A 26247-nucleotide genomic window follows, 5' to 3' on the forward strand; every position below is an offset into this window, starting at 1 on the left:
CTTAAAACGTGACGCTGGCGCGGTAGTAGAGCACCCAGGGATCGGGATTGAGCCAGCCGGGAGCGCTGACGGGGAACCCTATGCTGATGTTGGCGGTGAAGTGTTGATAGCGTTGCTCCCAACCGGCGGCGGTACCCACCAGGCTGCGCCAGCTATCTTGCTGATTTCCTAGATCAACCCGACCCATATCCAGAGCCAGCCAGGTACGCCATTGGCCGAGCCAGACGGGTGACTGTCCCTGCCAGCTCACTTCGTTACGCAGGTAGCCACCGGTATCCCCACTGATACTCTGTTCCTTGAAACCGCGCACCGAAGCTTCTCCCCCCAGGGAGAGGCGCTCCACGCTGTAGAGCACATCCGGTGACCACTGCAACGAACCGGTCGACAACCAGCCCAGATACTCTCCCGCCGTGCTGTAACTGCCAAACAGCCCCCATTTTTCAAACTGTGCCTGGGGCAACAGGGGGGAGCGGCCATGATCGCTGTCGGCGCCGAACCAGTCGGTACCCAGGGTCAGGGCCGGGCTCAGGGTAAAGAATTGGCGGTCGACCCGCGTCGCCAGATTGAGTCCAAGGCGAAGAGAGGAAAGTTCATAGCTGCTGCTCTCCAGCAACTGCTCCATGATGAGGTTGCGGCTCTGACGATGGGTTATCCCGGCTACCGCCGATATCTTGCTTTCCCCATCCCGATAGAGGGTTCGGGTGAGGTTGCCGGTGACGGTGCGCGTATCCCCCCGGCTCTCGAAGACAAACCCACGGGATTGCACGTCGTTGCGGTACTCGCTGTACTGATAACCCGCATCCAGCAACCAATAGCCGTAAGGCAGGCTCAGACCGGCCTGCCAGGTCGCCGCATCATGGGCATCGCGCCCATCCGTGCTGCTGGAGGCCCCCAGTGTCCATTGATCGGCCAACGACAGCAGATCATCGGCGCTCAACGACAGCCGTCCCTGCTCTTCTCCCGTACTCTGCTGGCCGCTGTTGTCCAGATCCAGGCTTCCCTGCACGGGGAAGGCTCGGCCTCCCTTGAGGTTGACGATGGAGAGCCCTGCCTGGTGACCGGGTTGAATATCGAGGCGATAGGAGAGAGAACGCAGACGGGAGAGCTGATCCACCCCTTGCTCGAGATCCCTCAGGTTGAGGATCTCCCCCACCAGACCGGGGAACAGGGTTCGAGTCATGGCGTCGGGTTGACCATCCACCACTATGGCCTCGATGCGCCCCTCCAGTACCCCCAGGGTCAGAACGCCAGTCGCCAGATCTTGCTCCGGCAGGAAGGCCCGGCTGGTGATGTAGCCCTTGACCAGATACCACTGACTGATGGCACGGATCAGGCCGTTGATATGGGAGAGGCCCATGCAGGTATTCAAATAAGAGTCGGTGAGACTGGATCTGGTCTTGGTGTCCAGCACAGTGCTTCCTTCCAGACGGATCTCGGCCACCTGGAAGCAGGGGCCACTCTCATCGGTGTCAGTCGGTACGACTGGGGCGGGTAAAGATTGTTGCCGTGCGACTTCATCGCGTTGCCGGGCCGCCTCTTCGAGCAACGCTCGTTGGCGCTGTTCGACATCGGTTTGATCCAGCGGAGACGACAAGGGCCCAGCAGCAACGCCCTGAGCGAATAGCAAAAGCAACGCAACTGCGCCCGTGCACATGCGTGAGATGTAGCAACCCATTGTGATGAATCTTCTAATTGTTTTTAGTGCCACCTTGTCGTGCCCAGAAACTCGAACTGGTTTCTTTATGAACACGAAAAGACCTGAACGGGGCGGAGTATACAGAAGCCAGCATGGGGTGCGACACCTTTTGTCACCCCTCCTGTGATGTCGATCTCGTCAAGAGATAAAGAATACGTTTGTCTTTAACTGCGTCCATCCAGCGCCATCTTGCTGACAAGATCACCAATAAGCCACTACCCCGCCAGTTTTCGGTTTGTCGTTAGGACAAAACACGCAGAAGTTATTGCTGTAACCAGCCGAGCTAGCCCATAGTTATTGAGTAATTATCATTTAGATCCACTTTCTTGATTTTTCTCAATCTTGTGAAGCCGGATGCGGCGTAAGGTGGAAGGACTGAGGGCTCGAGCAGAGCTCGTTCTATCAGAATGAACAGGACGCCAACTCACCCCGTAGAGGCTGGCTTTGCACATCATCAAAAGGAATGCATTCACATGGTTGAGACATTGCTGAACAACATCAATCGCCTGCTGCACCACGAAGACATGGGCAAGCTGCTGCTGCGATTGGCCGTCGGGGGCTTGATGCTGTTTCACGGCCTGCACAAGCTGATCGATGGGGTGGATGGCATCAGCGCCATGCTGATGGCGAAGGGGCTGCCGGGCGTTATCGCCTATGGGGTGCTGCTGGGGGAAGTGGTGGCGCCCCTGCTGATCATCCTGGGCGTCTTGACTCGTCCGGCGGCACTGGTGCTGGCGTTTACCATGGTGGTGGCCTGGCTGATGGTTGGTACGGCCAAGACCTGGCAACTGGACGCAGTCGGTGCCTGGGCCATCGAGAGCCTGGCCTACTTCTTTGTCGGGGCACTGACTGTGGCTTTTCTTGGCGCCGGACGCTTCTCCCTTGCTGGCAATACCATCTGGCGATAGTCTATTTAGGCGGAATATTTATCTGCACAATAAAACAACACATTAAACCATCTAATAATCTATTAAATAGAATTATTACGAGATTAAAGTAGATGGAGCAGCACAGCATCAGGATCGCCATCTCGTCTCTTTGACATAAAAAAGCCCTGCCAGATTGGCAGGGCTTTTTCTATATATCGCATCGGCGGTGAGGGAGTCCCCGCGCGGCTTACTGGTTGTGGCTGGCGCGACGGGGACGACGGGCCTGTGCCGGCTTGCCGGCACCGTCGGCCGGGCGCTGGCCGCCCTGGGGCTTTGGCTTGCCGCCGTTACCGGTGCGAGCGCCACCGCCGTTCCCACCGTTGCCGGAACGACCGGCTCCCTGACGCTGGCCCTGGCCTTGCGGGCGCGGCGCGCGGCGCTGCTCGCTCGGATCGCGGGGCTCTTTGCGAAGCGGCGCACCGATACCACGGGCGATGTTGTCCAGCGTCTCGCGGGAGGCTTCGAAACCAGCCACCTGCTCGCAGGGGATGTTCTGCTTGGTCAGGCGCTCAATGGCCTTGATCAGCTTGCCTTCATCGGCCGCGACCAGGGAGATGGCGTGACCGGCGGCGCCGGCACGGCCGGTACGGCCGATACGGTGCACATAGTCTTCCGCCACGTTTGGCAGCTCGAAGTTGACCACCTGGGGCAACTTGTCGATGTCCAGACCGCGGGCGGCAATGTCGGTCGCCACCAGCACCTTGACGCTGCCATCCTTGAAGCCGGCCAGGGCGCGGGTACGTGCACCCTGGCTCTTGTTGCCGTGGATGGCGGCGGCGCTGACACCGTTCTTGTCGAGGGTCTCGGCGACGCGGTTGGCCATGTGCTTGGTGCGGGTGAACACCAGTACCTGTTGCCAGTCGTTGCTGGTGACCAGATGGCTCAAGAGCGCAATCTTGTTGGCCTTGTCGCAGGGGTGCACCAGCTGCTCGATACGCTCGGCGGTGCTGTTGCGCGGGGTCACTTCGATCACCGCCGGGTTGTCCAGCAGGCCGGTGGCCAACTCGCGGATCTCGTCGGCGAAGGTGGCGGAGAACAGCAGGTTCTGACGCTTCTTCGGCAGCAGGGCCAGGATGCGGCGGATGTCGCGGATAAAGCCCATGTCGAGCATGCGATCCGCTTCGTCCAGCACCAGGATCTCCACCTCGTCGAACTTCACCGCGTTCTGGTTGTAGAGATCCATCAGGCGACCCGGGCAGGCCACCAGCACGTCCAGACCACGGCGGGTGGCCATCATCTGCGGGTTGATACTCACGCCGCCGAAGACCACGTGGCTGCGGATCGGCAGATGCTTGCCGTAGTTGCGCACGCTCTCGCCGACCTGAGCCGCCAGCTCGCGAGTCGGGGTCAGCACCAGGGCGCGGATGCGGTTCGGGGAAACTTTGCGCTTGCTCTCGGTCAAACGCTGCAGCATGGGCAGGGTGAAGCCCGCTGTCTTGCCGGTCCCGGTCTGGGCGGCGGCCATCAGATCACGGCCGGCCAGTACGGCGGGGATCGCTTGCTGCTGGATGGGAGAAGGAGTGTCATAGCCTTGCTCGGCAACGGCACGCAACAAGGGTTCGGCCAGACCGAGGGAAGTAAAACTCATAATTACCTGCTAGGGATAGTGGCGCCGGGACGTTGTGGTGGGGCTCCTCTGCTGAGCCGATGCCATCTCACAGGATCCGGGCCTATGGAGAACACGGGATTTCCCCGGGGAGCAGAGCAAAGGGGAAAGAATAGGGGCGCAGTTTAACGGAGTTGTCACAGTTACACGAGAAAAATGTGACCCCCCTCCCAGCATGGCTGGAAAAGCCGCCGACGACTGGGCATCATGGCGATGATTAAGGCCATTCGAGCCAGTGTTGGTGATCCCCTCCGCGTTCGTGCGGCGGATCCCCGTCTATCAGGGAACAGGGAGGTTCTGCTTGATAACAATGCACGCCCCGGCCGCCATCCGGCGCGCCCTCGGCCTCGGGATCCTGCTCGGTCTGAGCCTGCCCCTTGCCGCCAAGGAGGCGCTGTCGGTAGCCTGGAACCACTGGCCCCCCTTCAGCCAGCTCGATGGCAGGGGCGAGCTCGGCGGGCTGGACATCACCCTGACCCGCCAGATCCTGCGCGGAGCGGATCTTGAGCCGGCGTTTCGCAACCTCCCCTGGGCCCGGGCCCTGCACCTGCTCGAAGGCGGTCAGCTGGATGCCGGCATGGGGGCACTCGATACCCCGGAGCGGCGCCAGTTTGCCCGCTTCTCCGCCCCCTATCGTCATGCCAGCTTTGTGCTGCTGAGCCATCAGGGGGTGCCGGGTGCCCCCGACCGCTGGCAGGGGATCCAGCAACTGACCGATCTCTGCCAACAGACGCGCCTGCGGCTCGGCAAGCTGCGCGGCACCCGCCCCACCCCGCTCACCGAGGCCTGTCCCGCCCTCAAACAGGCCCATGAATACAATTCGGACGACAAGTTGATCGAACTCTTGCTGGCGCGCCGCCTCGACGGAGCCATCCTGGAGTGGCAACACGCCCAGCACAGACTGACGCAGCTCGGGGCCGAGGGATTTATCCAGTGTCAGTTACTGCTGCATCGCCAACCGGTCAGCCTGATCTTTGCCAAAACAGCCATCAGCGATGAAGCGCTCGCCCGCATCGATGCCGTCATCGCCAAGCTGCCGACACCTGCCCCCGCCTTTGCGCCCCCGGTCTGCCGCTTCGACAACACCCGCTTTCCCGGGGCGCCGGCGGCCTGAGCCCCCTGGCGGATGCAACACCAATAAAGAAGGCGGCCCAAGGGCCGCCTTCTGGTGAACGTGGTGATCAGCCGAAGTATCGGCACGGTGATCAGCGCAGCTGGGGAGTCTGGGTGAGCACGCCCAGGTTCTGGGCACGGTGGCGCAGCAGATGATCCATCAACACCAGGGCCAGCATGGCCTCGGCGATGGGCACGGCGCGGATGCCGACGCAGGGGTCGTGACGACCCTTGGTGATCATCTCGGTGGCCTCACCGCTGGTGGTGATGGTCTTGCCCGGTACCGTGATGCTGGACGTCGGCTTGAGCGCCATGCTCACGACGATGTCCTGCCCCGAGGAGATGCCCCCCAGGATGCCGCCTGCGTGGTTGCTGGCAAAGCCGGTCGGGGTCATCTCGTCGCGATGCTCGGAGCCCTTCTGCTCCACCACGGCGAAACCGTCACCGATCTCCACCCCTTTGACCGCGTTGATCCCCATCATGGCGTGGGCGATGTCCGCATCCAGGCGATCGAACACCGGCTCGCCGAGACCCACAGGCACGTTGCGGGCGATGACCTGTACCTTGGCGCCGACGCTGTTGCCCTCTTTTTTCAGGGCGCGCATGTACTCATCGAGCGCCTCCAGCTTGCCCGCATCCGGGAAGAAGAAGGGGTTCTGCTCGATCTGCGCCCCATCGAACGCCTCGGCCTTGATGGGGCCGAGCTGGGAGAGGAAGCCCTGGATCTCGATGCCATGCATCTGTTTGAGGTACTTCTTGGCGATGGCTCCCGCCGCGACCCGCATGGCGGTTTCCCGCGCCGAGGAGCGGCCGCCGCCGCGGTAGTCACGCTGACCGTACTTCTGGTGATAGGTGTAATCGGCGTGGCCCGGGCGGAACAGGTCCTTGATGTCGGAGTAGTCCTTAGAGCGCTGATCCTGGTTCTCGATCATCAAGCCGATGGAGGTACCGGTGGTCTTGCCCTCGAACACCCCGGCCAGAATTTTCACCTCGTCATCCTCGCGGCGCTGGGTGGTGTAGCGGGAGGTGCCGGGCTTGCGGCGGTCCAGATCTCCTTGCAGATCCGCTTCGCTTATCTCGAGCCCGGGCGGGCAGCCGTCGACCACGGCGCCGAGCGCCAGGCCGTGGCTCTCGCCGAAGGTGGTGACCCGAAAGAGTTGGCCAAAACTGTTCCCTGCCATGGAAGCTCCTTGCTGCTTAGCTCTTGTAAATCGCGAAATGGGGCTGGTACTGCTCGAGCTCTGCCTTGGTCATCACGAACACGCCGTGGCCGCCATTCTCGAACTCAACCCAGGTGAAGGGCACCTCGGGGAACTGGGCTTCCAGATGGATCATGCTGTTGCCCACCTCGACCACCAGCACGCCGTCATCCTTGAGGAAATCGGCGGCGTTGGCCAGCAGACGCTTGGTGAGCTTGAGGCCATCGGAGCCGGAGGCGAGCGCCAGCTCCGGCTCGTGGCGGAACTCGTCCGGCAGATCCGACATGTCCTCCGAGTCCACGTAGGGCGGGTTGGAGACGATGAGATCGTACTTGTCACCGGCCGGCAGATCCCGGAACAGATCGGAGCGAATGGGGATCACCTGCTGCTCGAGGCCGTGATCGTTGATGTTGCGTTCGGCGACGTTGAGGGCATCGACGCTGATGTCGATGGCATCCACCTCGGCCTGGGGGAATTCGTGCGCCATGATGATGGCGATGCAACCGGAGCCGGTGCAGAGATCCATGATCCGGGTCGGTTCCTCTTTCAGGAAGGGCGCGAAGCGGTTCGCCACCATCTCGGCGATGGGGGAGCGCGGGATCAGCACTCGCTCGTCCACGTAGAACTCCCAACCGGCGTACCAGGCCTTGTTGGTCAGGTAGGCGGCAGGCACCCGCTCCTGCACCCGGCGGATGATGAGCTCGGCGATGCGGTGACGCTCGCTGGTGGTCAGGCGGGAGTGGCGCATGCCGGGATCCACGTCCGGCGGCAGATGTAACGCGGGCAGCACCAGTTGCACGGCCTCATCCCAGGCGTTGTCGGTACCATGTCCGTAGAAGATCCCGGCGTCGTTGAAACGACTCATGGCCCAGCGCAACATGTCCTGGATGGTGTGCATCTCGGCAACCACCTCATCGATAAATATCTTGTCCAAATCCACCTCCAAGTCGAGTAATATCCGGCCCGAGCATTCTTATATAGCGAGCAAGACGAGTACCTGATGAAAAAAACGCCCTCACCCACAGACGAGGAAAGCCTGCTGTTTCGCGATGCGGTCAAAGGTACCCGGAAAATAAAGCAAGATACCATAAGGGCCGACTTGCGCCCGGTCAAGCAGAAACGCGAACTGCGTGAGAGCCGCGAAAAGCTTGGGGTCGACCACTTTTTCAGCGATGAATACCAGCCCCATCTGGATGAGGATGGCCCGACCCGTTTCGTGCGTGACGACGTCTCAAAATTCGAGCTCAAAAAGCTCAAGCGCGGCAGCTATCCACCGGAGATCTATCTCGATCTGCACGGCATGAACCAGCAACAGGCCAAGCAGGAGCTGGCCGCCCTGCTGAGCCTGTGCCAAAAGGAGAACATCCACGTCGCCTCCGTGATGCACGGCATCGGCAAACATGTCCTCAAGCAGCGCATCCCGAGCTGGCTGGCCCAGCATCCCAATGTGCGTGCCTTTCACCAGGCCCCCCGCGAGTGGGGGGGCGACAGCGCCATCCTGGTGCTGCTGGACGTGGAAGAGTAAGCATACCGAACCGCAGAATGAAAAAGCGCGCCTCAGGGCGCGCTTTCCATATACCGTTTGAAGTTGTCGAGTATGCTCTGCCAGCCGGCTCGCTGCATCTCCTCGCTGTGCTCGGATTCGGCGTCGAACGTCTCGTGCACCCAGGTCCCCCCTGCCTCCTCCCTGAACTGCACGCTGACCGCCCGGCCATCGTCCATGACATAGCTCAGACCCGTGTTCTGGTCGGCATTCTGCCCCGCCGGTGGCACCACTGAGGTGAAGGTGCCCTCGAAGTCGAAGCCTATGCTGCCATCCCTGGCCGCCATATGATGGCAAAAACGCCCACCGACCCGCAGATCCACCCGGCTGCTGTCGGTGCGCCAATCCTCGGAGGCGGCGTTCCACCCCATGATGCTGGCGGGTGTGTTCCAGCCCTGCCACACGGTGGCGAGGGGGCGTTCCACCCAGACGCTGACGCTTATCTTCATCTTGCTCATCCTTTTGTGACCTCACTCGCCTTAGAGGCTAGCGTCCCTTCAGCCAGCTTGCCGCCACTCTGCGTTCGCTTGAAATCGGGGCTAATCCTGCCCCGTGGGACGATGGCAATATGGCCGAGCCGGGTCCAGCTTGACCACCAGCCTGCCGCCGTTATGGAGTTGCCACTCGAAGAAATCGGCAAAGCCCGCGCCGGTGAGGGCGCGGATCACCTTGGCCACCACACCGTGGGCCACCAGCAAGACCCGTTCCCCCTCATGTTCATGGACCAGCTCGGTCAATCCCTGTGACACCCGCGCTATCACGGCGTCCAGGGACTCACCGCCGGGGGGCGCTTCGCGCCAGCGCCGGGTGATGTTGCGCGCCCACAGCGCGGGGTAGCGTTCCCTCGCCTCGGCTTGGGTCAGCCCCTCGAACAGCCCCACGTGCCGCTCACGAAAGGCCGGAATAACCTGCATGGGCAGAGCCAGCACACGGGAAACCAATTCGGCGCTCTGCCTGGCCCGCAGCAAGGGGGAAGAGAACAGCCGTGCAAACGGCGCCTCCCGCTCGAGCTCCAGCGCCAACGCGGACACCTGCCTGCCCCCCTCGTCATTGAGCGGCATGTCCAGGGCGCCGAGATAGCGTCCCTCCGCATTGGCCCGGGTCTGCCCGTGGCGGATCACCACCAGTTCCATCGACTCTCCTCATTGCCCGGCTGGGCTGTGCGGGGCTCGCTAACCCTGAGCCAGGAAATGAGCCACCAGGGCGTTGGCATGGCCGTGGCCCATGCCGTGCTCGGCTTTGAGCCAGGCTACCAGCGCCATGTGCTTCCGCTCTTCCCTACCCGCCAAGAGCGCCAGCCAATGAGCGATGGGCTGACCATATTTCTGCTCGATGGAGGGGAAATACGAGGCGGGCCCCTTCACCTTGGGTTCTTTATCCATGTCTCTCTCCAGAGTCCGGTCGCATCCCTTGCGTGGCGACGGGCCGACGGCGTCTCAAGGCTTGGGGGCGAACTGCTCGAACACCTGCTGACCGGTCAGGGTCGGGGTGTCGTTCTTGAGTTCATAGAAACCCGGCTTCTCATCGATGAAGATCTGGCTCGCGAGTTCAAACCCCTCCTCCTGGAACAGGCCGGCGGAGAGGATGTATTCGTCCGTCGGCAGCAAATGGTAGAAGAGATGGGTGCCGCAGGTCGGACAGAAGCCGCGCTCCGCCCACTCGGACGAGCGATAGGCCACAGGGGTGAGCCCCCTGAAGCTGACCTTTGTGCCGCCATGCACCGCGAACATGGGCCCGCCGGACCAGCGCCGGCACATGGCGCAGTGGCACAGGTTGATTTCCTTGTGATCGCCGCTCGAGACGACGATCCCGCCACACAAACAATGACCTTCCATCACTCTCTCCTTGGAAAAGATGCCGAAGTCTCTTCGGCCATGCTTCCGTTCGATAGGCTGGTCCCTCTGCTCGTCAGACGTCCCCCGACAAGAGCTTGGTGAAGCGAACCTGCCCATCCTCCTGAATACCGTCATCCAACCAGCCGAGATGACGATAAAACCCGTTCGCCCTGACGGCCCTGTCGGCGTCCGTCAGCAGCCATATTTCGCGGCAACCCTGCGCCGCCAACCAATATTCGGCCGCCTGCATCAGTCGGCGACCCAGTCCCTTGCCCTCATGGCTCTGGCGGACAAACAGGGCAAACAGGGTCGCCTCGCCGGCATCCGCCATGGCAAAGGCCACCACCCTGCCCTCGTCACAGGCAACCCAGCCGCGCCCGCTGCCACGCAGCATATCGGGCAAGCTCTCTGGGGTGATCCCAAGCTCGGCCAGCTCGGCGAGGGACATGTGATTCTCGCGCACCTGAGTGCGCACCTCGAACATCCCGGCGACATCCGCCGGGGTGGCAATACGTATGGTCATGACTTGGGTTCCTGCCTCATGGCGTGAAAGATCAGCCCGCAGCCATCTCCTGCAGGGCGATGCGATTGCCCTCGGTATCCTTAAACTCCGCCACCCGGATGGTCTCGCTCACCCGAGTGACAGGGTAGAGCACCTCAGCCCCCGCCCCAAGGGCGCGGCTCATGGTCAATGCGATATCGTCCACCCTCAGGTAGATGCGGGTACCGTCCAGGCTCGGCACATAGCTCTCCCCCCTGGCCAGGGCCCCCGAACAACCGGGCGCCTCATCGTCCAGGGGGAACAGAGCCATTTCGTTGCCATCGATAGTGACCCGCTCGAGTGCGAGCTCAAACACCCTCTCGTAAAAACGGATGGCACGCTCCAGATCCCGCACCGGAATTTCAAAATGGATGGCGATATTCATGGCTCACTCCTCATGTTGTGGCCCCAAGGCGGCGCAGCCACGGCAATATTTCATCGGTTCAAGACAGGGTGCTGCCCGCGGGAAACCCGTTACGGCGCCGATTCGGGCACCTCTTGCCACACCCTAAGGGCACTGGTTTTCAACTGCACATAGAACATCAGTAGCAAAAGGGGGGCCGCCTTGATACCAAACGCCAGGCTCAACAGATTGCCGTACTCTCGTAACATCGCCGTAAAGAAGCCGGCCATCAGCAACCCATAAATCAGCGGAAGGCGGCGTACTTCATACATTTCCAGCCGGGAGTCACACCCTTTGCAGTAAAATTTAAGCCTTGGACTGATAAGGAGCGCCTTGAACGGAAATAGCCGTTGTTGGCAAACGGGGCAGAGACGCAGGGAAGAGAAGATCATATTGAGGTCTGGCTGGATAAAGATCCGTCATCAATAAAGCAGTCTCGGTGATAAATCAACTCCCCATCTAATACTTGTCCGTCCCCATTACAGAAAAGCCACTCACCTCTCATATGAATGACAGAGCGCCGAGCCTGCATATCCCCGGCGCTCTGATTATCGTGCTTTTATTATCGCACTTTAGTTATCAAACTTTGGTTATCACATACGGGTTAACGCATGCTGGCTATAACACTCTGGTTATTTCAGGATGCCGGTGCCCAGGGACCGCCCTTGGTGGGATCATCCCCTTGCGTCCACCATTTAGCCTGATAGACGATGCCTTTATGGCTCACCTTGTTGCCCGCGGTATATACCTTGCTGGCGACCCAGGCCGGAATATCCCCGACGGGGGGATTGGAAGGATCGACCGGGGCGGGATCCAGCTTGTCGACAATTCTGACCTTGGGCCAACTGGCGTGAGATCCATAGGCGTTGGTCACACATTTCTCATAATCTCCCGGCACCAGCGCCGAATAGGCGGTCTGGAAACCCACCAGCTCGCATTCGAAGGAATAACCACCGGGTCTGTCGGCGTAATATTTCCAGTTGCCATCCCAGTTGGTGTAAAGCACATCGGTGGCCCCGTTCAAATTCAGGCTGCCATAAGGGGTCTGCTGCCAGCAGGTATTCTTCTCATCCGCCAGCAAGGGGATGCCGTAATGGGCCGCCAGCCCTTCCCAATAGCGGATGCGATTGACCGGCTGCCCCTTGTCTTTATTCTGCTCGCCGCACTCAATGCCGCCGTTGATGACGTTGATGGTGGTGCCAAAGCCATAGCCGATGCCCGCGGCGATCTCACGCTGGGAAGGAACCCAGGTGCGGTCGATCACATGCAGCATGGCAGGCTTGGGGGCCTGCGGGGTCAGGAAGAACCAGATGGCCGAGGCCAGGTTCAACCAAGAGTCGGCGACACGACCGGGATCGTTGAGCAAGACAGTGGCGTTGCCATCAAACATCGCCTCGGAGAAGGCGCCGTAATTGAAGTGATAGGAAAGCTGTTTCGCCCCTCGGCCAAAATAGCCCTGACCGGTGGCGCAGGGCCATTTCTTGTTTTGCCAGTCATTCTGGCCACAGCCAGTGGTATATCCGGTCTGCCCTTCCGACCAACCCATCTCCCGCACATGCACCAGCGCCTGCTGCCACTCTTCCAATCCGAGCGGGTTATCCGAGCTGTTATTTTTGGCGATATGGCCGCCGGTCTCCTGAGCGAAATGGGCGAAAGCGGTCACGATGGATTTCTTGCAGATGGCATCCGCATTGCGCCCATCGGTATATTCACCACAGAATGCGGGGAATTTACCCACGGCGCGCAGGAAGCGCTCATAGGTATATTCTGGCGCCGCCATCTGGGTGAGAAAGTCCCAATCCGACTCGGTAAATACCCGCTCGACCCGTTTCACGTTATCCGGATTGCTGGCAAGGCGCGGCACTATGGCATCCACAATGGCATTGGGGCGCGTGGCCAATGCCTTTGACCAGACCCCATACATGGGATTGGCCGTCTTGGATTTTTCAACGGCCGTTATATCGGCGGCAGAGATCACATAACCGCCGCTATTTTGTGGGTCGGGTTGGATATTCATTGCGGCCTGCGCCGAGGAGGCGCAAAGCGCCGTCACCAGCCAGGCGCAGAGCTTGGGTTGGAACATGATGGCAATCCTTGTCGTGAAATAATGTGCAGGCCGAGCATAGGCGTTTGAATTACTAAATTCACGACGAGAATTAAGAATCTGACGAATTTGTGAGCCATTTCACTCCGGGATCCGGCAGCCCCCACTCATCCAAGCCGGATTATTTCGGCGTGGATGGCAAGGAAATAGAGTCAGGGAAGAAGAGCCTGGCCGAAATAGCCGGGCCTGAGTGAACAGGCCCGGCGCCATAATCGCCTATAATCTGCCGTTTCCTAAATGACCTCGTCTTGCCTGCCCGGTCGGCTGGCGGGATGGATAATCAGTCGCGCACCGCCCGGATCAGGATGTTGCGCGGCGTCATCGGCTTGTCGCAGAACTCCCCCACCTCCACCCGGTAGCCCCGCTCTTGCAGGAAGAGGGCGCGATCGAGCATGAGCCAGATCTCCAGCGGGCGGCGAAACAGATGGCGCACCAGCTCCATGCGGGCGACATCCCCATAGCGCTGCTCCCCTCTGACCAGGAAGGCGGCGTAGTCGACGCCTTCGGGCAGCACCAGTCCCTTGCGCGCGGCGGCCCAGCCACAGAATGCCTCGAAGCTGCCGGCGAGCAGGCTCTTCTGCATGTTGGGCACCGGCATATAGGCATCCACCCCGCGTACCTGGCGCTGCAGGCAATCAAACGCCAGGCGCCACGCCACCTCTTGCTCTCGCAGGCGGGCGATGCGGGCGCCGCCGGTCACCGTCTCCTGCAGCGGCAGTTTGAGGTCACTCTTGCCAAGGTGCAGGCGGCTGGCCTTCGCGGCCTCGGACAGGGGTCTGTAGTGATCGCCGCGGATCAGGTGATAGCAGCAGGGGGAGAGGGTCACCCCCCTCGCCCCCCGCTCTGCAACCCGTTCCAGCAGGTGGGTATGCAGTTCGCCACAGGCGTGCAGCGCCATGGCGTGGTGTTGTTTCGTGATGAGCTGCCCAGCCTCGGGCGCAAAGGCGTCGGCCTCCACAAACTGCATACGGGCCCCGTCCCGGGCGGCCAGGGCGCGCCCCTCCTCGCAGAGCTGGCCCTGCAGCTCCAGGCTGACGACGCTCGCGCCGCGATGCAGAGAGACCAGGCGCCCCAGATGCCCCTTGCCGGCGCACCACTCCAGATAGGGCCCCTGATGGGGGAGCAGCACACCAACGAAGGCTTCAATCTGGGCCTGCTTGCGCCCCGGCATGTACATGGCCATGGCCTTGCCACATTCAATGGGCTCGGGGAGGAAGGCATCCAGCTCGCTCAGGGCATGCAGCTCGGCCCCCTCCGGGATCCAGGGGGCGAGCAGGGCGCACAGCGCCCCCATGTCCCCGTCGAGGTGCATGATCTCATCCAGGCTCATGGCTTTGAGACAGTCGGCCAGTGCGGGGGCCTCCTCGGCGAAGGCGAGGCTCAGGTGGTGATAGGGCTGATATTGCCACCAGCGCCGCGTCTGCGTCAGCAAGCCGTCCAGTTGTTGAAAGCGATGAGCCAGCACAGCGAAGTTGTCCTGCAGTCAAAAAGGAGGCTCATTCTAGCGATCTGCCGCCAAAAAGCATCCATGACGCCGGCCTTTGGGTGTGGGCACAGTCGTCAGCTCGCTGGCCATCATCATCGGAGGGATTGGCACCCATCATGGCCAACCCACAGAGCCCGACAAGACGCCTGCTCAGTGGCGACAAGCCGCGAGTGCCCAGGGTAGCCTGACAAACAACAGGGATTTGTGCTATATTCCGCGCCTTTGTTAGCGCGGCACGCTCTGGCGGGCCGTTTTCTCCCTATAAACGGAATCGAAACATGACCATCAATGCCATCCTGCAAGCGCGCGCGGGCGCCAAGTGTGAACTCTGTGGAGCAGAACAGGCCCTGACTGCCTTCCCGGTACCCCACTCCCCCGTCAGCGATGACGATCATAGCGTGGCCCTCTGTGCCACCTGTCGTGGTCAGCTGGAGCAGCCGGAGAGCACTGTGGTCAACCACTGGCGTTGCCTGGGTGACAGCATGTGGAGCCAGGTGCCGGCGGTGCAGGTGATAGCCTGGCGCCAGCTGAAGGCCCTCTCCGCTCGCGGCGAGCTCTGGGCTCAGGACATGCTGGACATGATGTACATGGAAGAAGAGGTCAAGGCCTGGGCCGAGGCGGGCATGGCTGCCGCGACCGATGACGACAACGTCCCCACCGTCGACTCCAACGGCGCCGTGCTGGTCGAAGGGGATTCGGTCACCCTGATCAAGGATCTGGACGTCAAGGGCGCTGGCTTCACCGCCAAGCGCGGCACCCTGGTCAAGGGCATTCGCCTGACCAACAACCCCCTGCACATCGAAGGCAAGGTGAACGGCGTGCAGATAGTGCTGGTGGCGGCCTACCTGAAGAAGGCCTGATCCGGTTCTTCACAGTTCCTGCTTGCCACGAAAAAGCGCCCACCGGGCGCTTTTTTATTGCCAACGCCTTGATGAAACAGCCGTTTTTCGTCCCCTTTCCCGCCATGAATCTCATCGAAAAAGCGTCACCATTCGACTCTCAATACTGATTTTTTGCTTGCTTTGTGGGCAAATAACACTAGGTTGTAGAGAAGCTGTTGACAGGGATAAGCGAGCATGTCGAGTCCGTCTATCCCCCGAGCAGGCGCCAGCACGGCCCAAGCTCCGTGGCTCGCGACAGGGCGCATCGGCCCGCAGCACCATTCACCCAACCATCAGCCTGCTGTCGATGGATAGACCCTCAAGGGCAGCTTGCCGCCCTTCATTTAAGGAAGACACGCCATGGCCAAAGCCTCAAAGAAAGAGATCAAGAAGCAGATCAAGTCCCGCGAAGCAAAGATCGCCAAGCAGGAGAGCAAGATCAAGAAGCTGAAGAAAGCCCTGAAATAGGATTTGTTAGCAATAAAAACCGCCTGATGGCGGTTTTTTATATCAATGCTTGCCCATCACATCTTGAGCCGCAGACCCTGCTACCCAGGATTAACCTCTCCATGGCCCGTCGCATGGCCGGACAAGAAGCCGCTGGACGACCCGTCAAATACGCTGGCATCATGCCTGCTTTGGCGCCAAGGACGTGCTCATGAACCCGAACACCTGGATGTTGTTTTCGCTGGCCTATCTGCTGGCAACCCTAACCCCGGGCCCCAACGTGCTGCTGGTGGTCAAGAACGGCCTGCAACACGGCTGGCGCGCCGCCCTCATCAGCATTCTCGGCAACCTGGGCTGTCAGGCCATCCTCATCGGCCTGGTCGCCATGGGAGTGGGTGCACTACTGCAGACCCTGCCGCCCCTCTTTATCGCCCTCAAGCTGGCGGGGGGTGGCTACCTGGTGTATCTCGGCTACAAGGCGCTGCGCGCGGCCAATGCCGGCGCACAGGGGATGGCCCCCTCCCCCGGTCAAGGGCGAGCCAGAACCTCCCTCTCCGTGTTGCAAGAGGCCTGTCTGGTCTCCGCCAGCAACCCCAAGACCATCATCTTCCTCTGTGCCCTGCTGCCCCAGTTTCTCGATCACCAGAGCCCGCTGACGCTGCAGTTCGTCACCATGTATCTCACCATCTGCGCCATCGTCAGCCTGGTACACCTCTGTTATGTCGCCCTGGCCAGACGCGCCGGCCGCTACTTCAAGCCGGGTCACTGCCAGCGCCTGTTTGGCCGTATCACCGGCGGGCTCTTCATCACACTCGGTGGCGCCATCCTGCTGAGCGGCCGGCCCTGATCCCCCGCTCTTCTGCCCTTCTGACATTATCTGCTCCACCGGCGCCGCTTGGGCACCGCGGATCCCGGCACGGACAACTAGAGTTGTGAATATGTGTCTGTATATGTGCCAGTTGTGGAGCGCCATATGTTTTCTTACACCCTCAGCTTTCGCGAAGAATCCGACAAGTTGACCGCCCCCGAACACGAAATCGTCCTGCAAAGTCCCGCCCAGGCGGGGGATTTCATCATCCTCTCCGACGGCAGCCGCCATCAGGTGATGCTGGTCACCCACAGGGCTCACTACAGCAGCCTCTATCTCGACAAGGGAGTGCGAATGCCCCAGAGCTGATCAAGGCTCTGTACGGGTGTGCGTCACCTTCCGTTAACCATTTTCCGATAGCGGGAGATGCCGGGCGTCGCTCACGGGCGCCCGCACCATCACAGCCATGGTCAGCAGCACCCCGGCTACGCCCCAGCCCACCTGTTGCCAGGGCACCGATGCCCCCAGCAGCTGATCGCAGAGCAACACCAGCACAGGGATGAGGTAGGTGTAGGCCGAGACCTGCTCCGGCTGCAGCGCCACGCTGCCCTGCTGGAACAGGAAGAAGCTCAGCGCCGTGGCAAACAGCGCCAGATAACCCATGCCGAGCCAGAGCGGCAGGGTGACTCCGTGCCAGTCGATGGCCAGCAGGCGGGGCGCCGTCACCAGGGTCAGCAGCACGCTTGCGCAGATCAGGGTCCAGCAGGTGAGATGGACGAAGGACTCGCCCCGGTAGTAGCGCTTGACCAGGATGGGGTTGAGGGCCATGGCCACACAGCCGAGCAGGTAGAGGCGATTGCTGGGGGTGAGGCTCAGGCTCGCCACCTGGCCGAGATCCCCCCGAAAGATGATGAGCGCCGCCGCCACCATGCCCCCCAGCAAGGCAGCCCCCATCAGCAGGCTGATGGATCGGCGCATGATCAACATGCTGGCCAGGGCACTGATCAAAGGAACCGTGGTGTAGAGGGCGCTGGCATCGAGCGCGCTGGTCTCTTGCAATGCCACGAACATGGCGACGAAGTAACAGAGCGCCGGCAGGCAGATCAGGGTATAGCGCCCCAGATCCCGCCGTGAAGGCAACACCAGCCTGCGCTGGCCCGCCAGCAACACCACGAAGCAGAGGGCCGCCAGCAGGTAGCGCACCCAGGTGACCACCATGGGATCCAGCGCGGCGGTCAGGGCGCTGCCGATGGGAAACGACAGGCTGATGAGCAGGGTGAACAGCAGCACCTTGCCGTGGGCCCTGGCCTGATGAAAACGGGAGTGTGACATGGGATGCACCTGAGTGACGGGCGCCCCACACGAGGCGCCGATAAGACAAATGAGATCAGTAGCTCCCGTGGGAGGCCAGGGCGGCAGGCGCCTGCGATTCTCTGCCGTTCAAGGTTGCCAATAGCTGATTGAGCAGGCTGGAGGCGCCGAAGCGAAAATGCCCTACATCCGCCCAGTGTTCGCCAAACTCGCTCGCCGCCATCCCCAGGTAGTCCGCCGCCTCTTGCGCGCTTCTCACCCCGCCCGCCGCCTTGAAGCCGACCCTGTGCTGGGCGCCCAGCTCGGCGATGGCCGCCAACATGACGTGACTGGCCTCCGGGGTGGCATTGACCGCCACCTTGCCGGTGGAGGTCTTGATAAAATCGGCCCCCTCCTCGATGGCAAGCAGGGAAGCGGTGCGAATGAGCGCGGGTTCCTTCAGCTCACCGGATTCGATAATGACCTTGAGCACGCGATCGCCACAGAGCGCCTTGCAACTGCGCACCAGTGCCCGCGCATGAACCTGGTCCCCGGCCATCAGCGCGCGCCAGGGGATCACCAGATCGATCTCGTCGGCGCCGTCATTCAGGGCGGTGCGGGCCTCGGCCAACACGGCCTCGGGTTCATTTTCCCCGCGGGGGAAATTCACCACGGTCGCCACCCTGATATCCGGTGTGCCCTGAGCGGTCAGGGTGGCGCGAGCCAGGGCCACGAAGCGGGGATAGACGCAGACCGCGGCCGTGTTGCCATGGGGCGTCTTCGCCTGCTGGCAGAGCGCTGTGATGCGCGCATCCGTGTCGTCCTCATTGAGACTGGTGAGATCCATCAAACCGATGGCCCGGATGGCGGCCGGCTTGAGATCCAGGGTGATAGCAGAAGACATAAGAAAGCTCCGACAGGGTTGGGATAGGGGTCATAAACAGGGGCGCCGCAGCGCCCCGCAACAGAGGGATGAGGGTCAGATCGCCAGGGAGAAGAAGACCCCGGCGATGGCGGCGCTCATCAGGTTGGAGCAGGTGGCGGCCAACACGGTGCGCAGGCCATGGCGGGCGATGAAATCGGTGCGGGACGGGCACAGGGTGCCGAGGCCGCCGATCAGGATCCCCATGGAGGCCAGGTTCGCGAAGCCACACAGGGCGAAGCTGATGATCACCTTGGATTTCTCCTCCAGCACCTGGAGTCCGGCCGCGGTTACCGTGCTCGCGTCTTTCAGGTAGGGGGCGAGATCGCTGTAGGCCACGAACTCGTTCACCACCAGCTTCTTGCCGATCATGGCGCCGGCGATGCCGATGTCAGACACGGGTACCCCGAGCAGGAAGGCCAGCGGCGAGAAGACCCAGCCCAGGATGATCTCGAGGGAGAGCGACATGCCCATCATGTCCCCCACCCCGCCGAGCAAGGTATTGACCAGCGTAACCAGCCCTATCATGGCGATCAGCATGGCGCCGATGGCCGCCGCCAGTTTGAGGCCACTGCTGGCACCCTCGCCGGCCGCGGCCAGCACGTTCTCCGGCTTCTTGCCATCGAACTGCACGCTGTGATCGAACTCATAAGCCGGCTGGCTGGTCTCGGGGATGATCAGCTTGGCAAACAGTATGCCGCCCGGCGCCGCCATGAAGGAGGCCGCCAGCAGGTACTGCATGTCCACCCCCATCATGGCGTAGCCCGCGAGCACGGTGCCGGAGACCGAGGCCATGCCGCCACACATGACGGCGAAGAACTCGGAGTCGCTCATCTTGGGCATATAGGGTTTGACCACCAGGGGCGCCTCGCTCTGGCCGACGAAGACGTTGGCCACCGCCGACATGGACTCGGTCTGCGAGGTGCCGAGCAGGCGGGCCATGGCGCCGCCGATAAAGCGGATCACCAGCTGCATGATGCCGAGGTAATAGAGCACGGCGATCAGCGCCGAGAAGAACACCACCAGCGGCAGCACGTTGAGGGCGAACACGAAGCCGATGCCATCCACCGAGAAGTTGACCAGGTTGCCAAACAGGAAGTGGATGCCGGCCTTGCCACTGGCCAGCACCGCATCGACGCCGTGGGCCATGGCCTCCAGCGCCCGCCGTCCCAGCGGCACATAGAGCACCAGGGCGCCGATGAGCACCTGCAAGGCCAGCGCCAGCCCCACGGTACGCAGGCGAATGGCCCTGCGATTGGTCGAGGCGAGAATGGCGATGAGGATGAGCGCCGCCATGCCGAGAAATCCTGCTGCAAACATATGACCTCCTGGTCTTGGCGATTAGAAGTGGTGACGGATGAAGGCGTTGATGAGGCGAATGAAGTCCGCTTCCGCCAGCTTGGCGCACTTGAGGGTTTGCTCGTGGGAGAGCTGCACGTCACCCAGCCCCTCCGCCATGTTGGTGATGGCGCAGATGGCCAGCACCGGCAGGCCGCAGTGGGCGGCACTGACTACCTCGGGCACCACAGACATGCCCACCACGTCGCCGCCGATGATCTGCATCATGCGGATCTCGGCCGCGGTCTCGAAGCAGGGGCCGCTGTAGGAGACGAAGACCCCCTGATTGACCGTAATCCCCTCGCCTTCGGCCACCGCCATCGCCTCGCTGCGAAGGCTCTTGTCATAGGCATTGGCCAGGCTGAAGAAGCGCGGGCCATAGGCCTCGTCGTTGGCGCCTGTCATGGGGGTGCCCGGCATGGTGTTGATGTGATCGTTGAAGATGACCAGGGAGCCGACCCCGATCCGCTCCGGACGCAATGAGCCGGCGGCATTGGTCACCAGCAGCAGCTCGCAGCCCAGGCGCTTGAAGGTGCGCACCGGTGTGGTCATCACCTTCATGGTCTCGTGCTCGTAGTAGTGGCCGCGCCCCTTCATGCAGATGACGTCCACCCCGTGCAACTTGCCGAGCACCAGCTCGCCGCTGTGGCCCACCACAGTGCTGACCGGGAAGCCGTCCAGCTCCTCGTAGGGGATGCAGACCTTCTCCTCCAGCGCATCGGCCAGCACGCCGAGACCCGAGCCCAGGATCATGGCGGCGCGAGGGGCAAACCCCGGCTTTCTGGCGAGTATGGTGGCGACGGCGTTGAGAACGGGATCGGGTGACTTTGCTTGCTGCGGCTTGTGCATGGCATGCGCCTCATTGAGTGATGGAAGAAACGATAGGCTCACTCTAGGGAAGGTATTCGGCGAAAAAAATCGTTAAAATCGGCCTGACTATCCCAATTTTCAGCACAATAAAACCTTACTCAAGCCGTTTGGGTGGCTGAAAAGACGATATGAGGCGCTGATTGACGCCGTTTCGTGCCCGTTCGACGGCGTGGCGAGCAAGTCGTCGGCGTGAAGGGGGCGCAGAGTGTGAGCCGGATCGTCCCCAACCCCCTCAGCCGGATCGCTGCGGATAGTATTGAATGCGCAATCTTTGACGGGGATCTCACCCTCCCCCCATGACACAAGACACAAGACAGGAGATTCCCTTGTCCCTCGACAGCCAGTGGCGCGATCGCGTCACCCTCAAGATGCTGCGCTACTTCCATGAGGTGGCCCGTTGCGGTCACTTCAGCCGGGCCGCCGAGCAGTTGAACGTCTCCAAGTCGCCGCTGAGCGCCCAGATCAAGGAGCTGGAAACCGTGCTGGGACTGACCCTGTTCGAGCGCCATACCCGTCAGGTACGGCTCACCCCCACAGGGCGCCTGCTGATGGACGAATGCAGCCTGCTGTTCGACGTGCTGGAGAGCGGCCTCAACAAGGTGGTGCAGGCGGGGCGCATGGAGCGCAACCAGATCCGCATCGGCCTGGTCAGCTCCATCTTCTGGGCGGGCTTTGGCGAGGTGATAAGGCAGTGCCATCGACTGCACCCCGAGTACGAGATCTCCTTCACCGAGCTCTCGCCGGAGAAGCAGAAACAGGCGCTGGCGAGCAAGGAGATCGACATCGGCCTCGCCCGCTTCGCCGACATCTTCAATATCCACCCCCTGCAGGCCGAGAGCGTCTATCGCGAATCCATGATGCTGGCGGTATCGGATGAGCACCCGCTGCGGGATCGCAAACGGGTCTCCCTCACCGAGCTGGCAGGCGAGCGCTTCGTGCTGATGAGCCGGGCCAATTCCGCCTCCACCGATCTCATCATCGACTCCTGCCTGATGGAGGGTTTCTACCCCCAGCTCACTCAGGAGGTGGTCGAGCCCAATACCCTGATGGCGGTGGTGGCGACCAGCCAACAGGTAGCCCTCGCCCCGGCCAGCTATGCCCACCAGAAGTGGCCCCATGTGCGCTTCGTTCGCCTCGAGCAGGCCATTCCGGCCGATGTGTGCGTGCTCTATGCGCCTCAGACGGCCGGCGCGCCTGTCTCCCCTGTGATCCGCGACTTTATCGACACCATGAGCCAGCAGATGAACCAGCCCGCCGGCGACTGAACTCGGGCCTGTATCCTGATGAACAGCAAACCAGCAGCCGCTCGAGTGGATCTGTGGATGGAGAACAAATCTGTGATAACCCGCATTTTCCCACGGTTGTGTGGCGGACAAGCGGCGCCGCATAATGGGCTGACTAGACGGGCTTGCTGACCGGCCCGGGCGACAGAGGGAGCATGTATGTCCAAAGGATCCTGGTTAGCCGCGTGCACCCTCTTGCTGGCGAGCGGGCTCTGGCCCGTTACGAGCCAGGCCGAGGTGGTGCGGGTGCGCCTGGTCGGCAGCAATCAGACCGGAAATCCACTGCTGCAGTATCGCCAAACCCTGCTGGAGAGCGCCATTCGCGCCGCCGGCCACACCCCGGACGTGCGCTTCTGCCAACTGCCGAAAGGGGTCACCTCAGACAAGCGCGCGGCCACCGAAGTCAGCCTCGGCAAACGCTGCAACATGCTGGCCACCTCCATCGGTGCCGACTTCGCCAGGGGGCTCTCTCTGGTTCCCGTCCCTATCTATCTGGGGGGCGGCGGTTACCGGGTGTTGCTGCACCCGGCCAAGGACGAGGGGCTGGCCGGCATCAGGGATCTGGAGGGCCTGAAGCGCCTTCGCATCGGCAGCGGCAAAACCTGGGTGGACAGCGACATCTTGCGCGCCAACGGCTTGCAGGTGGTCACCTCCGAATACCCCAACCTCTTCCCCATGCTCAAGGCCGGGCGCTTCGACGTGCTGCCCCGCGCCATCTTCGAGGTGTTGCCCGAGGTGGCACACTTCGGCCCGGGTCTCGCCATCGACAACCGGCTGCTCCTGCACTACCCAAGCGATCTCTTCTTCTACGGCTCCCCCGAGAACAGGCGCACCAATGAGATAGTGGCCGCTGGCCTCGACATCATGTACCGCAGCGGCAGCTTCCAGGCGCTGCTGCGCAGCCATGACTCAACCCGGCTGGCGTTGCAGCAGCTGGATCTACCATCTCGCACCGTGATTACGCTGGATAACCCCTACCTCAGCGAAGAGCAGCAGGGGATCCTGCGCCGCTATCACCCCGAGTGGCAAGACTCCTTCCCCGAGACCCAGGTTGCGCAGTAGGGCCACGCCTGTCAATCATCATGGCAGAGCAGATCCTCTCGGCGAATAAACGCAGCAAAGGGATAGACGGCCGGACCGTCCCCTGCGGGTTGACCTTCCCTCAGGGGGAAGAGTCAAGGTGACGGTAACGAGAACCTGACGGAGGATCCTCCCATGAACAGACGTGACTTTTTGATCCGGAGCGCCCTGCTCGGACTCGCCGGCTCCCTGCCCCTCTCCTATGCCCGCTTTCTGTCTGCCGCCGAGGCGCCCAGCCTGCCCATCCCCCCTCTGCTCGCTCCCGATGCCCAGGGCAATATCGCCCTGACCGCCAAGAGCGGCCTGACGGCCTGGCGCGGCAAGGAGGCGGTGACCTGGGGCTACAACGGCGCCCTGCTCGGTCCGACCCTGAAGCTGCGCACCGATCAGGCCGTCCAGTTGCACACCCTGAACCGGCTGCCGGAGACCACCACTGTGCATCTGCACGGGCTGGAGATCCCAGGCGACGCCGACGGCGGCCCCCAGGCCATGATAGGGCCGGGAGAGACCCTCACCAGCCGCTTCACCGTGACCCAGCCCGCCGCCACCTGCTGGTACCATCCCCACGCCCACGGCAAGACCGGGCGCCAGGTGGCCATGGGGCTCGCTGGCCTCATTCTCATCGACGACGAGGAGAGCGCCCGCTGGCCGCTCCCCGCCCGCTGGGGTATCAACGACCTGCCCGTGGTCATTCAGGACAAGCGTCTCGACAACAAGGGGCAGATAGACTATCGACTCGATGAGATGAGCGCTGCCGTGGGCTGGTTCGGCGACTTGCCGTTGGTGAACGGCGCCCTGGCCCCCCAGCATGTGGCGCCTCGCGGCTGGGTACGGCTTCGCGTGCTCAACGGCTGCAACGCCCGCTCCCTGCGCCTGGCCCTCGGCGGCAACCAGCCCTTCTATGTCATCGCCTCCGACGGGGGCTTCCTGCCCGAGCCCGTCAGGCTCACCGAGCTGGAAGTATTGATGGGAGAGCGCTTCGAAGTCATGGTGGAGCTCAAAGACAAGGCCGTCGAGCTGCTCGCCCTGCCCGTCTCCCAGATGGGGATGGCCCTGCCTCCCTTCGATCAGCCCCTGCCTCTGCTCACCCTGCTCCCCTCAACCCAGTCGATCACGGCGAGCCTGCCGGATTCGCTCAGGGCGATCCCGCCCCTGCCAACGAAAGGCGACAACTGGACTCGCCGCCATTTCCAGCTATCCATGGATCCGGCGCTGGACAGGATCGGCATGCAGCGGCTGATGGAGACCTACGGCCAGAAGGCCATGGGCAGCATGAGCATGGAGATGCATGCCGCCGGAGGCGAGGATCCCCACGCCATGCACAAGATGGCTGGCATGAAGGGGATGGATCACGGCGCCATGGGGATGGCCGATGCGGACCGGAGCGGGCTGGGTGATGCCCTCCTGAGTGCGAATCGCATCAACGGCCAGGCGTTCGAGATGGGGGTACCGGCCTTTGCGGCCACACGCGGCCAGCCTGAGCTCTGGACCCTCTCCGGCAAGGGGGACATGATGCTGCACCCCTTCCATATCCATGGCGCCCGCTTTCGCATCCTCAAGGAGAACGGCAGAGCGCCCCTGCCCCATCGCAGCGGCTGGAAGGACATGGTTCGGGTCGAGGGGGACGAGAGCGAGGTGTTGATCCAGTTCGATCACCCCGCCCCGAAGGAGCGTGCCTACATGGCCCATTGCCACCTGCTGGAACACGAGGATACCGGCATGATGCTCTCCTTTACGGTAAGCTAGGCATGGGATCGAACATGAAAGACAGGGGCCTCTCGGCCCCTGTTGTCATTGCGGCACTGAGGATCTCAATCATAGAGCCCCATCGGATACGCCCTGGCAGGGCTGACAGGGCGGGCACCTCTTACGGCTGTTTGGGGGAGTCGAACCAGACGCGGGTCGGTGATAGGGTGTGCACGGCCGCCCAGGGCGCGCCCTCGAAGCTGAAGCGGGCGACGGCGCAGGTCGGCATGCGGGTGATCCTCCGGGAGAAGTGATGGGCCAGCGCGGTGAATTCGGGATCGTGCCCCACCAGCATCACGCACCCCTTGCCCTCATCCAACCCGGCGATCAGCGCCAGCAGGGTGCGGGCATCGCTGGCGTAGACCCGCTCATCCAGGGCGATCTCGCCGCGATAGGCGAGCGCCTCGGCGAGCAGCCTAGCGGTCGACAGGGCGCGGCACGCCGGGCTCGATAGGATCAGATCCGGGCTCACTCCCGCCTTCGCCAAGCGCCTGCCCATCTCGGGGGCGTCGCGCTTGCCGCGCTCGGCCAGGGGGCGCTCCCTGTCCGGCACATCCTCCTCCCAGCTGGACTTGCCGTGACGCACCAGCACCAGGGTTTTCACCGTATTCTTCATCTCACCCCCCTTGATAACCCACCCGGATGGCCGGGCATTCCTCGCGCCCTCTCATCGGCGAGCGGCAGTCCTGGTATTCACGGCGCTGGCCTCTTCACTGGCCAGCCACCTTCCCAAGGATAGCGATGGGATCAGGGGACCGGCGAGTCAGCCCAAGACCTGACCATCAGGCAGAGGGGCTCACCTCCTCCAGGAAGATGAGCCGCAGGGGCTCGGCCAGCAGCCCATCGGCCTCGCGGACGAAGGCCTGAAAATAGTCGGTGGCACAATGCTCGTCCAGGGCGGCCTGACTGACAAAGGCCTCCCGCATATAGAAGGTGCCGGGCTCCTCCTTGAGTTCGAACAACACGTAGTCCAGGTTGCCCGGTTCCCTGCGCGTCGGCGCAATGAGTCTTTGCAGCGCGCGCCTCAGTTGTTCCCTCATTCCCGCGCGAGCCTTGAGCACGGCGATCGATACCAACTTATCCTGACTCGTCTTCATCATATGACTCCCATCATTGGACATTGCTGC

The 26247-nt window shown here is 62.3% G+C and carries 27 protein-coding genes and 1 pseudogene; 9 read left to right on the top strand and 19 right to left on the bottom strand.

What is annotated here, in order from left to right; translation table 11 throughout:
• Window position 1: 1 nt before the first annotated feature.
• Window positions 2-1675 (bottom strand): ShlB/FhaC/HecB family hemolysin secretion/activation protein, encoded by a 1674-nt coding sequence (locus ACT5M9_RS01315; protein WP_520395656.1) that lies wholly within the window; start codon window positions 1673-1675, stop codon window positions 2-4.
• Window positions 1676-2169: 494 nt separating this feature from the next.
• Here ACT5M9_RS01315 and ACT5M9_RS01320 point away from each other — a divergent pair, with 494 nt between their 5' ends.
• Complete coding sequence (locus ACT5M9_RS01320; protein WP_457978511.1) at window positions 2170-2604, top strand: DoxX family protein; 435 nt, start codon at window positions 2170-2172, stop codon at window positions 2602-2604.
• A 208-nt stretch (window positions 2605-2812) separates the two neighbouring features.
• On the opposite strand, the gene ACT5M9_RS01325 is transcribed toward ACT5M9_RS01320, so the two are convergent.
• Window positions 2813-4213: a DEAD/DEAH box helicase gene (locus ACT5M9_RS01325; RefSeq protein ID WP_457978509.1), complete on the bottom strand. Its 1401-nt coding sequence runs from the start codon at window positions 4211-4213 to the stop codon at window positions 2813-2815.
• Window positions 4214-4541: 328 nt separating this feature from the next.
• Here ACT5M9_RS01325 and ACT5M9_RS01330 point away from each other — a divergent pair, with 328 nt between their 5' ends.
• Window positions 4542-5345, top strand: a complete 804-nt coding sequence (locus tag ACT5M9_RS01330) for a substrate-binding periplasmic protein (RefSeq protein WP_457980550.1) — start codon at window positions 4542-4544, stop codon at window positions 5343-5345.
• Between the two features lie 91 nt (window positions 5346-5436).
• Here the strand turns inward: ACT5M9_RS01330 and aroC are convergent, their stop codons facing one another.
• Both aroC and prmB read right to left on the bottom strand, forming a co-directional pair.
• Window positions 5437-6525 carry a chorismate synthase gene (gene aroC, locus ACT5M9_RS01335; protein ID WP_457978507.1) on the bottom strand — a complete coding sequence of 363 codons (1089 nt, stop codon included), beginning with the start codon at window positions 6523-6525 and terminating at the stop codon, window positions 5437-5439.
• 16 nt (window positions 6526-6541) lie between these two features.
• The gene (prmB, locus tag ACT5M9_RS01340; protein ID WP_457978505.1) at window positions 6542-7477 is read right to left on the bottom strand and encodes a 50S ribosomal protein L3 N(5)-glutamine methyltransferase; all 936 of its coding nucleotides are present in this window, start codon (window positions 7475-7477) and stop codon (window positions 6542-6544) included.
• A gap of 66 nt (window positions 7478-7543) precedes the next feature.
• On the opposite strand from prmB, the gene smrB reads away from it, so the two are divergent.
• Window positions 7544-8068 carry an endonuclease SmrB gene (gene smrB, locus ACT5M9_RS01345; protein WP_457978504.1) on the top strand — a complete coding sequence of 175 codons (525 nt, stop codon included), beginning with the start codon at window positions 7544-7546 and terminating at the stop codon, window positions 8066-8068.
• Window positions 8069-8100: 32 nt separating this feature from the next.
• Here smrB and ACT5M9_RS01350 read toward each other — a convergent pair whose 3' ends face one another.
• The 9 genes and pseudogenes from ACT5M9_RS01350 to ACT5M9_RS01390 form a co-directional block, all read right to left on the bottom strand.
• Window positions 8101-8535, bottom strand: coding sequence for an SRPBCC domain-containing protein (locus ACT5M9_RS01350; protein WP_457978503.1), 435 nt, complete (start codon window positions 8533-8535; stop codon window positions 8101-8103).
• A gap of 90 nt (window positions 8536-8625) precedes the next feature.
• On the bottom strand, window positions 8626-9219 hold the full coding sequence (locus tag ACT5M9_RS01355; RefSeq protein ID WP_457978501.1) for a histidine phosphatase family protein: 594 nt from the start codon (window positions 9217-9219) through the stop codon (window positions 8626-8628).
• A 39-nt stretch (window positions 9220-9258) separates the two neighbouring features.
• Window positions 9259-9468, bottom strand: a complete 210-nt coding sequence (locus ACT5M9_RS01360) for a DUF4287 domain-containing protein (RefSeq protein ID WP_457978500.1) — start codon at window positions 9466-9468, stop codon at window positions 9259-9261.
• 54 nt (window positions 9469-9522) lie between these two features.
• Window positions 9523-9921, bottom strand: coding sequence for a GFA family protein (locus tag ACT5M9_RS01365; RefSeq protein ID WP_457978498.1), 399 nt, complete (start codon window positions 9919-9921; stop codon window positions 9523-9525).
• Between the two features lie 73 nt (window positions 9922-9994).
• Window positions 9995-10444 carry a GNAT family N-acetyltransferase gene (locus ACT5M9_RS01370; RefSeq protein ID WP_457978496.1) on the bottom strand — a complete coding sequence of 150 codons (450 nt, stop codon included), beginning with the start codon at window positions 10442-10444 and terminating at the stop codon, window positions 9995-9997.
• A 31-nt stretch (window positions 10445-10475) separates the two neighbouring features.
• Complete coding sequence (locus tag ACT5M9_RS01375; protein ID WP_457978494.1) at window positions 10476-10847, bottom strand: VOC family protein; 372 nt, start codon at window positions 10845-10847, stop codon at window positions 10476-10478.
• 89 nt (window positions 10848-10936) lie between these two features.
• Window positions 10937-11137 carry a hypothetical protein gene (locus ACT5M9_RS01380; RefSeq protein WP_457978492.1) on the bottom strand — a complete coding sequence of 67 codons (201 nt, stop codon included), beginning with the start codon at window positions 11135-11137 and terminating at the stop codon, window positions 10937-10939.
• Between the two features lie 365 nt (window positions 11138-11502).
• Window positions 11503-12948, bottom strand: a complete 1446-nt coding sequence (locus ACT5M9_RS01385; RefSeq protein ID WP_457978490.1) for a chitinase — start codon at window positions 12946-12948, stop codon at window positions 11503-11505.
• A gap of 301 nt (window positions 12949-13249) precedes the next feature.
• Window positions 13250-14469, bottom strand: a pseudogene (locus ACT5M9_RS01390) (methyltransferase).
• Between the two features lie 264 nt (window positions 14470-14733).
• Here ACT5M9_RS01390 and ACT5M9_RS01395 point away from each other — a divergent pair.
• The 3 genes from ACT5M9_RS01395 to ACT5M9_RS01405 all read left to right on the top strand — a co-directional run bounded on the left by ACT5M9_RS01395 (window position 14734) and on the right by ACT5M9_RS01405 (window position 16960).
• Window positions 14734-15315: a PhnA domain-containing protein gene (locus tag ACT5M9_RS01395; RefSeq protein ID WP_457978488.1), complete on the top strand. Its 582-nt coding sequence runs from the start codon at window positions 14734-14736 to the stop codon at window positions 15313-15315.
• A gap of 679 nt (window positions 15316-15994) precedes the next feature.
• A complete protein-coding gene (locus tag ACT5M9_RS01400) occupies window positions 15995-16630 on the top strand; it encodes a LysE family translocator (protein WP_457978486.1) in 636 nt (211 codons plus the stop codon).
• 126 nt (window positions 16631-16756) lie between these two features.
• Window positions 16757-16960, top strand: coding sequence for a hypothetical protein (locus tag ACT5M9_RS01405; RefSeq protein WP_100860518.1), 204 nt, complete (start codon window positions 16757-16759; stop codon window positions 16958-16960).
• A gap of 33 nt (window positions 16961-16993) precedes the next feature.
• On the opposite strand, the gene ACT5M9_RS01410 is transcribed toward ACT5M9_RS01405, so the two are convergent.
• From ACT5M9_RS01410 to xapA, 4 genes are all read right to left on the bottom strand, one after another.
• The gene (locus tag ACT5M9_RS01410; RefSeq protein WP_457978484.1) at window positions 16994-17923 is read right to left on the bottom strand and encodes a DMT family transporter; all 930 of its coding nucleotides are present in this window, start codon (window positions 17921-17923) and stop codon (window positions 16994-16996) included.
• Between the two features lie 55 nt (window positions 17924-17978).
• Complete coding sequence (gene deoC / locus ACT5M9_RS01415) at window positions 17979-18785, bottom strand: deoxyribose-phosphate aldolase (protein ID WP_457978482.1); 807 nt, start codon at window positions 18783-18785, stop codon at window positions 17979-17981.
• A gap of 75 nt (window positions 18786-18860) precedes the next feature.
• Window positions 18861-20123, bottom strand: coding sequence for a NupC/NupG family nucleoside CNT transporter (locus tag ACT5M9_RS01420; RefSeq protein WP_457978480.1), 1263 nt, complete (start codon window positions 20121-20123; stop codon window positions 18861-18863).
• A 21-nt stretch (window positions 20124-20144) separates the two neighbouring features.
• Entirely contained in the window at window positions 20145-20990 is an 846-nt protein-coding gene (xapA, locus tag ACT5M9_RS01425; protein WP_457978479.1) for a xanthosine phosphorylase, read from the bottom strand.
• A gap of 347 nt (window positions 20991-21337) precedes the next feature.
• Between xapA and ACT5M9_RS01430 the strand changes: the two genes are divergently transcribed.
• The 3 genes from ACT5M9_RS01430 to cueO all read left to right on the top strand — a co-directional run bounded on the left by ACT5M9_RS01430 (window position 21338) and on the right by cueO (window position 25120).
• Window positions 21338-22276, top strand: coding sequence for a LysR family transcriptional regulator (locus tag ACT5M9_RS01430; protein WP_457978477.1), 939 nt, complete (start codon window positions 21338-21340; stop codon window positions 22274-22276).
• A gap of 177 nt (window positions 22277-22453) precedes the next feature.
• Entirely contained in the window at window positions 22454-23356 is a 903-nt protein-coding gene (locus tag ACT5M9_RS01435; RefSeq protein ID WP_457978475.1) for a transporter substrate-binding domain-containing protein, read from the top strand.
• 153 nt (window positions 23357-23509) lie between these two features.
• Window positions 23510-25120, top strand: a complete 1611-nt coding sequence (gene cueO, locus ACT5M9_RS01440) for a multicopper oxidase CueO (protein WP_457978473.1) — start codon at window positions 23510-23512, stop codon at window positions 25118-25120.
• Window positions 25121-25241: 121 nt separating this feature from the next.
• Here cueO and ACT5M9_RS01445 read toward each other — a convergent pair whose 3' ends face one another.
• Together ACT5M9_RS01445 and ACT5M9_RS01450 are read right to left on the bottom strand one after the other, a co-directional pair.
• The gene (locus tag ACT5M9_RS01445; RefSeq protein ID WP_457978471.1) at window positions 25242-25736 is read right to left on the bottom strand and encodes a SixA phosphatase family protein; all 495 of its coding nucleotides are present in this window, start codon (window positions 25734-25736) and stop codon (window positions 25242-25244) included.
• Between the two features lie 166 nt (window positions 25737-25902).
• The gene (locus ACT5M9_RS01450) at window positions 25903-26217 is read right to left on the bottom strand and encodes a putative quinol monooxygenase (RefSeq protein ID WP_457980548.1); all 315 of its coding nucleotides are present in this window, start codon (window positions 26215-26217) and stop codon (window positions 25903-25905) included.
• Window positions 26218-26247 lie beyond the last annotated feature (30 nt).

It is taken from the genome of Aeromonas sp. AE23HZ002T15 (assembly GCF_054165525.2).